This window comes from Mesorhizobium sp. P2_E10, assembly GCF_056404235.1.
The window spans coordinates 1-6,532 of sequence record NZ_JBFUEK010000039.1 but is presented as its reverse complement, the minus strand read 5'-3'; the positions used below and the strand labels follow the sequence as shown (position 1 = coordinate 6,532).

Below are 6,532 nucleotides of genomic sequence, written 5' to 3'. Positions count from 1 at the left end.
CCATGCCGATCAGACAGGGCGACAGCTTCGCGAAGAAGGGCAGTACCTGCCGGCGGCGCAGCGGCTTGCGGACGACAACATCGCCCACTGCATCAACACAGTGAACCTGAAAAACGCTTTTGGCCAAATCCAGGCCGATCGTGATAATCTCCATGACGGGTGGCTCCCTTGGCTCGTGGTCGCTTTGACAGCATCCACACTTTGGCACTCAGATGCCGGGAGCGGGAGCCATCCACATCATCTGCTTTCAGGCGGTGGCAAAGCTGACCTCAACGGTCGACATTGAGGCGCTTTTCAGACTGACAGCTTTTGGGGTCGGAAGCGGACCGGCGGCTTTCGGAGGCGAAAGCGGGTAGCAGCCGCTCCTGTCACTCTCCTTCAAACACATTCACCATGGTTTCATACCGCCACCAGAACAGTGAATCTGCTGCCTTCGTCGCTCGACCATCCATCGCCTAGGACCATAGTCGGCGGCACGGTGACAATTCCTCTGATGACGGCGCTTTGGATGTGAACTTCATGGGTTGGTTGGGGGCACATTGGATCGGTCTGTCAACAAGCTAACAAAGCTAAGGAACTCAAGAGTCCGGTTGGGTCTCGCTAAACATCCCCTCCGACGCCGCTACCTAGGACGGAAAATAGCCGCACTTCTGTCCGGGAGACGACCATTTTCCGGCATCGCACAGGGTGAACATCGGATAGCAATTAACCCAAAGGCCGCTTCTGTACGGAAATCGTGTGCATGTTTGGAATGTCCGCAAAACCAGCGATCGCACGAGTTGCTTCGGGGGCCTAAGCCAATAATCGAATTGGCCATCGCACTCGTTACTAGGATGCGTGTTGGCGGGGTCATCAGCGTCGAGCAGCATCCATGATAGCGAGAGCTAAATGCCGCAAGCGCGTCTCACTTGAAAAGTCGCGCCAGAACCTTGCCGGCGACCTGACGCGGTCGCACACGGCCCACGCTCGATACGAAGCCTCCCGAATAGACTTGCCGGACCATTGCGGCGCGAGCACCGATGCTGCGATCGACCTCGACCGCGAAATCGTGGCCAGAGCTCCTGACGATGCGTCCATTGAGCCGAGCACCACCAATCTGAACCCCTACTTCCGTACCAATCGGTGCGTGCACCATGCCCACCAGCCGCATTCCACCCAGCGAAATGTCCGCAGTCTGATACACATGAGACCGGGCACCGATCGTCACGATAACGGGCAGTGCACTGCGAAGCCGCTCGTTGCGCCGCAGTCGCGGCCGCTCGATGCAGACGGCAATGGTGGAGATTAGGATCACCATATTGTACCAGCACCAATAGAGTGCAACGACGCTGGAATCCTGCAGTGGTCCGTCGCCGCTGAAGGAAACAAGAATACCGAGGATGGTCAGGCAGAGCAGCACACTGAATGGGATTAGCATCCGCCATTGGATCACCGTCTCGCTTCGATCTCCTCCCTTGGCCGTGACCTTGAATCTTTGCCCCTTTGGTCGGAAGAGCCCAATCGCAGCTGCCGACAGGACCTCGCGCGCGGCAAGGAGCTGTGACACGTCGGACATCACCGGAAGCACCCGTTGTCCCGAGAGCCATGCCATCACGCCGACCTGGGCAAGATAGTAAGGAACGAAGTGCGCGATGCCGTCAGCGGTTCCAACATTCACGGCCTGGACGTCGAAGAGCAGGTAGAGGATCGGGATCACCAGGCCGGCAATCCGAAACAGATAGGAGGCCGTCCAGTGAAGCAGGCTCTCGATGAGGCTCATGCGATCGAGGAAATGTAAGCCGTTGCTGCGCTTGAACGGCCCATCTGCGCCGCGGATGATCTGCATGAAGCCGAGACACCAGCGGCTACGCTGGGTGATGTATTCCTTGATTCCCTCAGGAGCCAGTCCGAGCGAAAGGCGTTCATTGAGATAGACCGTACGATACCCATGGCGCTTTAGCCGCAAGGTCAACAGATAGTCCTCGGTAACCGACTCGGTGGCAAAGCCTCCGACCTCGGCCAAAGCCTGCATGCGTATCACCGAGGAGGTGCCGCAACAGAATGCGGTTCCCCATGCGTCCTTCGCCGGCATCAGGACGTCGAAGAAGTAGCGCTGCTCGTCCGGCCAGGCATCGGAGGCCTGCAGATTGGCCTGAATCGGATCCGGATTTATGAAATGCTGTGGTGTCTGAACGATGCCGACATCCTCTTCTCGAAACAGCGTGAGCGCACGCGAGAGAAACGCCGATGTCGGAACGAAATCGGCGTCCAGGATGGAGACGAAATCCGGCGGAGTGTCGAGCCCACAAACGTGCCGCAGCGCGTGGTTGATGTTCCCAGCTTTCGCGTGCGCATGGTCCGGCCTGCTCAGATAGTTGCACTTCAGCTCTGTCGCGAGTTCGGCAAGCCACGCGCGCCGTCCGTCATCGAGAACCCAGACGCGAAAATTGGGATAGGATATGCCGATGGCGCCGAGCATAGTGCGTTCGAGGATATCGCGCTCCTCGTTGTAGGTGCAGATGAACACGTCAATCAACGGCGCCTTCTCGCGTGAAAGCAACCATTCGGTGTTGGCGTCGGCTTGCGGTGAGCGGTCCTTGATGCGTGTCAGTGTGATATATGAGAGGATCGATCCGATTGCGGCAGCACATTCGAGAGCGAAGAACAGCCAACCGGCGACGAAGTCGGCGGGTTCACTCGTCGACGGGATCGTCATGGTTGCGCGCCACATCAGATAGCGCAGCGTCAGCACTATCACGATGACGATCGGCACGGCCCGCCATTGCGACTCGCGATCGATCAAGGGCAGCAGTAGCAGAAGTCCGCCTAGTGCGATAAGAGCCGGTGTCAGCCCTTCGGCTAAGACAGAGATCATCGGGTTCATGGGTGGCCTACCGCCATCGTACCGTCAGCTCGCCGCTGGCTCGAACACGACACGACCCGTGCGCCCTACAGGACATGAACCGTCGGAGGCCAGCTTGCTGACCGATATTGCCACCCGGTAGGATTCTTTTGTCAAGGCGGATGGCATGATCGCGAAGTGCGACGAGGCAGATGCAACGCCGCTGAGCTGCACGACCTTGCCAGCCAGTGCCGCGCCGCCTTGCCTATAGGTGAATGTCGCTGGCATGCCGACGCTCAGGGTGTTGTACACGGCTTCGCTGACGGTCGCCGTGACGATCGCATCCGAGCAATTCAAAAGGCTGAACAGTGGTTGACCTGCCGTTACCTGCTCCCCCGGAGCGGTAAGAACCTCCCAGACTGTGCCATCGACCGGAGCCATGAGCCGAGCTTGGACGTTCATAGCGAGGCTTTGCTCCTCGTCGCTAATTGCATCTTCCGCACGGTTCATGCGCGTGGCGAGCCGAACCATATCGGCGTCGAGGCCCGCGATGGTCTGTTCCACCTCGTCGAGGCGTTGCGCCGAGCGCGGCTGGTCGTTGTAGGCGTCGCCAAGGTAGGTTCCTGCATTGAGGGCATCGCGTTCGACCACTAGGACCGCGCGACGGGCGCGCGCCGCCGCAACCGCGGCCACAGCAACCCTTGCGTCACGCTCGGCATCGTCTATTCGTGATTGTGCGACCGACCCCGATTGTGAAAGCGTTGCCTGCCTGGAGCGGATCGCGTCCGCTCTGGCCAGCTCGGCGACTGATGCCTGAATGCCCGCATCGGCTTCAGTGTTCTGAGCATCAAGCTGGAGAAGACGGTTCGAATGAAACGCTGCAAGTTGTGTGCGCAGGCTCTCGCGAATGCCTTTGAGGTTCAGCAGTTTCAAGGAGAGAGCTTGACGTTCCTGTTCGGCGTTGCTGAGTTCGTCGCTTGCAGCCTCCAGGCGGCTACGGTCCGCACGGGGGTTCGTAACTGTCACCAGCGGGTCGCCGAGATCTATCGTCTCACCAAGGCCCGTATGTCGGGTATCGAGTCGGACAATTCCGTCGATTGGCGCTCGCACGGTGACGAGCCGGGCGTTTACGACAGCCTCTACGCTCGAAATCTGGAAGAGGCGCTGCACCGGCATCCATCCGGCCGCTACCACCAACGCCAGGCCGACGGCGCTTTTGACAAGGCGAGACGTCCAGTTCGATGCCGCCGGCAGGGCCGCCGCGGGTACTGCGACAGCGTCGTCGCCGTTGTCGCGGAAGTGCCTGCCCAGCAGAGACTGTAGCTCGACCGCGCCCGCGGGAGTCGCCAGGGTTTTGCTTTCCAGCTCAACGGGCTTCGCATCTGGACCAGTGAGCTGGTCAGATGCCGACTTGTCGGCGCGCGCATGAGCGTTCATTGGCCTCGCCACCGAAGCGGCCCCTATCTTGTTGATTAGAGAGCGTATTTGCCGAGCTCATTACTCAAGGCATATTTCAGAAATATCCTAATTTAACTTATGATTGATGAATTTTTACAAGGAAATTGATTCATTTTTCTTATTTAGCGGCCCCCTGTATGCCAACGAAGTAGTTGCGCCGTTGGCCGCCGGTTAAATTACATAGCGAACGACCCACAATGTGATAGGGTGGTTCATGTTTTTCGACCGGGCATGAATTCCGGTCGACGTTCCTGCCGAGTGATGGCTCGCTTCGCGAGCTTTCGGCCCTTGAGGGCCTGTTCATGGCATCCGTTTCAGCATCCCATCTGGAAGCCGCGAGCACGCTCGCAGTGGTCGTTTCATCGAACGAGCCGCTTCTGTTCCTGACCGATGACCTCAGGGTCATTGTTGTTAGTGCTTCGTTTTGCCGGACCTTTCAGATCGATCCCGCAACGGTCTCAGGCAAATTGCTCTCGGAGATTGGCGCAGGCGAATGGGACATGCCGAAGCTGAACTCATTGCTCAAGGCAACCGCCGCCGGCAGCGCCAAGATCGAAGCCTACGAGATCGACCTGAGGCGGGCGGGCCAAAAGACCCGCCAGTTGGTCGTGAATGCGCGCGTGCTCGAAGACGGTGATCCTGACCGAATCCGCCTCCTAGTGGCCGTAGCCGATGTCACGGATGCTCGCGCGGACGCCCGTCAAAAGGACGATCTTATTCGGGACAAGGCAATACTGATGCAGGAAGTGCAGCACCGGGTCGCCAACAGCTTGCAGATTATCGCGAGCGTGCTGATGCAGAGTGCGCGCAGGGTCCAGTCCGAAGAGGCTCGGGGCCACCTGCGTGACGCCCATAACAGGGTCATGTCGATCGCGGCCGTGCAGCGGCACCTCGCCCGGTCAGGCGCGGAAAACGTTTCGCTGCGGACCTATTTTACGCAGTTGAGTGAAAGCCTTGGCGCGTCGATGATTTCTGACAGGGACCGGCTTTCAATCGTCGTTTCCGTCGACGACAGCGTCGTGAGGTCCGACATTTCGATCAGCTTGGGGCTGATAGTTACCGAACTGGTTATTAACGCACTGAAGCACGCATTTCCGCAGGACCGGTCCGGCAAGATTTCGGTCGACTATCGTGCGCAAGGGCAGGATTGGAACCTGTCAGTTCGCGACGACGGGATCGGCATGGGCGACAGTGCCCCAAAGGCCGGGCTTGGCACCGGTATCGTAGAGGCGCTTGCCCGGAACTTGCAAAGCGACATCAGCGTCACCGACGCAAATCCCGGAACTCTCGTAACGGTTACCCACCTTGCCCACGGCATCGCCGACGTACCGGCGGCAGCATAGCCAGATGACCACCCCAAAATCCGCAGGCGCGGGGCAACCGTTGCCCAATGCGAAACTTGGTGCCGCGCAGGCTGGAGACATCACGGTAGACCGCAAGGCCGTCATTCTGATCGTCGAAGACAGCGCCATCATCAGGATGGGGGCCGTCGACCTCGTCGTCCATGCCGGTTACGAGGCGCTTGAGGCCAGCAATGCGGAGGAAGCAATTCGGCTGCTGGAGGCACGAACGGACATCGTCCTGGTTTTCACAGACGTTGGCATGCCCGGCACGATGGATGGAATCAAATTGGCCCACTACATCCGAAACCGATGGCCGCCGGTCAAGCTGATCGTCGTTTCCGGCAGGTCGATCATCGAACAGAGCCGGCTGCCCCAGGGTAGTCACTTTGTCTCCAAGCCCTATAACGACGGCACGATTGTCGAACAGATACGCCGACTGCTGTCGCCGATCGAGATGCGTCCAAACCTCTAGTCGCTGATCGTCTGACGCATTCTTTCAACACTAGAGTCCGGCCTCACCGGCTTTGTCGACGCTCCTGAATCAACAGCATCCCGACCTCACCTGACACCCCTGACTGTGCTCTGACCCTGGCGCAGAGCGAACTCCAAGGTGGTCGTTTAGCTGTCTGCTTTTGGGCGACCGCAAAATTGGTCACTACGGCCGAYATGCTGAAGGGTTTCGGGTGCCGTCAGGCGTACGAAAGTCTCTCATGCAGGAACCCGCGGGCCGCGGACGATTGCCTATGGGGATTTGTGCCTCGGGGTGTGCCAGCGCCTGTCGCGAACTTCCGCATAGGACGCGGTGGGCATGTCGTGGAAGCGGCTTCCGGGCCAGGTCGCAGAGCCTGTAGCGTTGATTCCGACGGGACTGGTGTGCGTGACGACCGGCGCCACGGCAACGTGCACATAA

At 59.2% G+C, this 6,532-nt stretch carries 4 protein-coding genes and 1 pseudogene; 2 read left to right on the top strand and 3 right to left on the bottom strand.

Annotated features, from left to right (window positions below; genetic code table 11):
- The 3 genes and pseudogenes from AC1D0N_RS31695 to AC1D0N_RS31685 all read right to left on the bottom strand — a co-directional run.
- A pseudogene (locus AC1D0N_RS31695) lies at positions 1-154 on the bottom strand (IS110 family transposase); the annotation flags it as partial.
- A gap of 750 nt (positions 155-904) precedes the next feature.
- Positions 905-2,863, bottom strand: a complete 1,959-nt coding sequence (locus AC1D0N_RS31690) for a glycosyltransferase (protein WP_477250544.1) — start codon at positions 2,861-2,863, stop codon at positions 905-907.
- A gap of 24 nt (positions 2,864-2,887) precedes the next feature.
- A complete protein-coding gene (locus tag AC1D0N_RS31685) occupies positions 2,888-4,258 on the bottom strand; it encodes an HlyD family secretion protein (RefSeq protein WP_477250542.1) in 1,371 nt (456 codons plus the stop codon).
- 323 nt (positions 4,259-4,581) lie between these two features.
- On the opposite strand from AC1D0N_RS31685, the gene AC1D0N_RS31680 reads away from it, so the two are divergent.
- Positions 4,582-5,622, top strand: coding sequence for a sensor histidine kinase (locus AC1D0N_RS31680; protein WP_477250541.1), 1,041 nt, complete (start codon positions 4,582-4,584; stop codon positions 5,620-5,622).
- Positions 5,623-5,701: 79 nt separating this feature from the next.
- Positions 5,702-6,094, top strand: a complete 393-nt coding sequence (locus tag AC1D0N_RS31675; RefSeq protein ID WP_477250546.1) for a response regulator — start codon at positions 5,702-5,704, stop codon at positions 6,092-6,094.
- Positions 6,095-6,532: the final 438 nt, after the last annotated feature.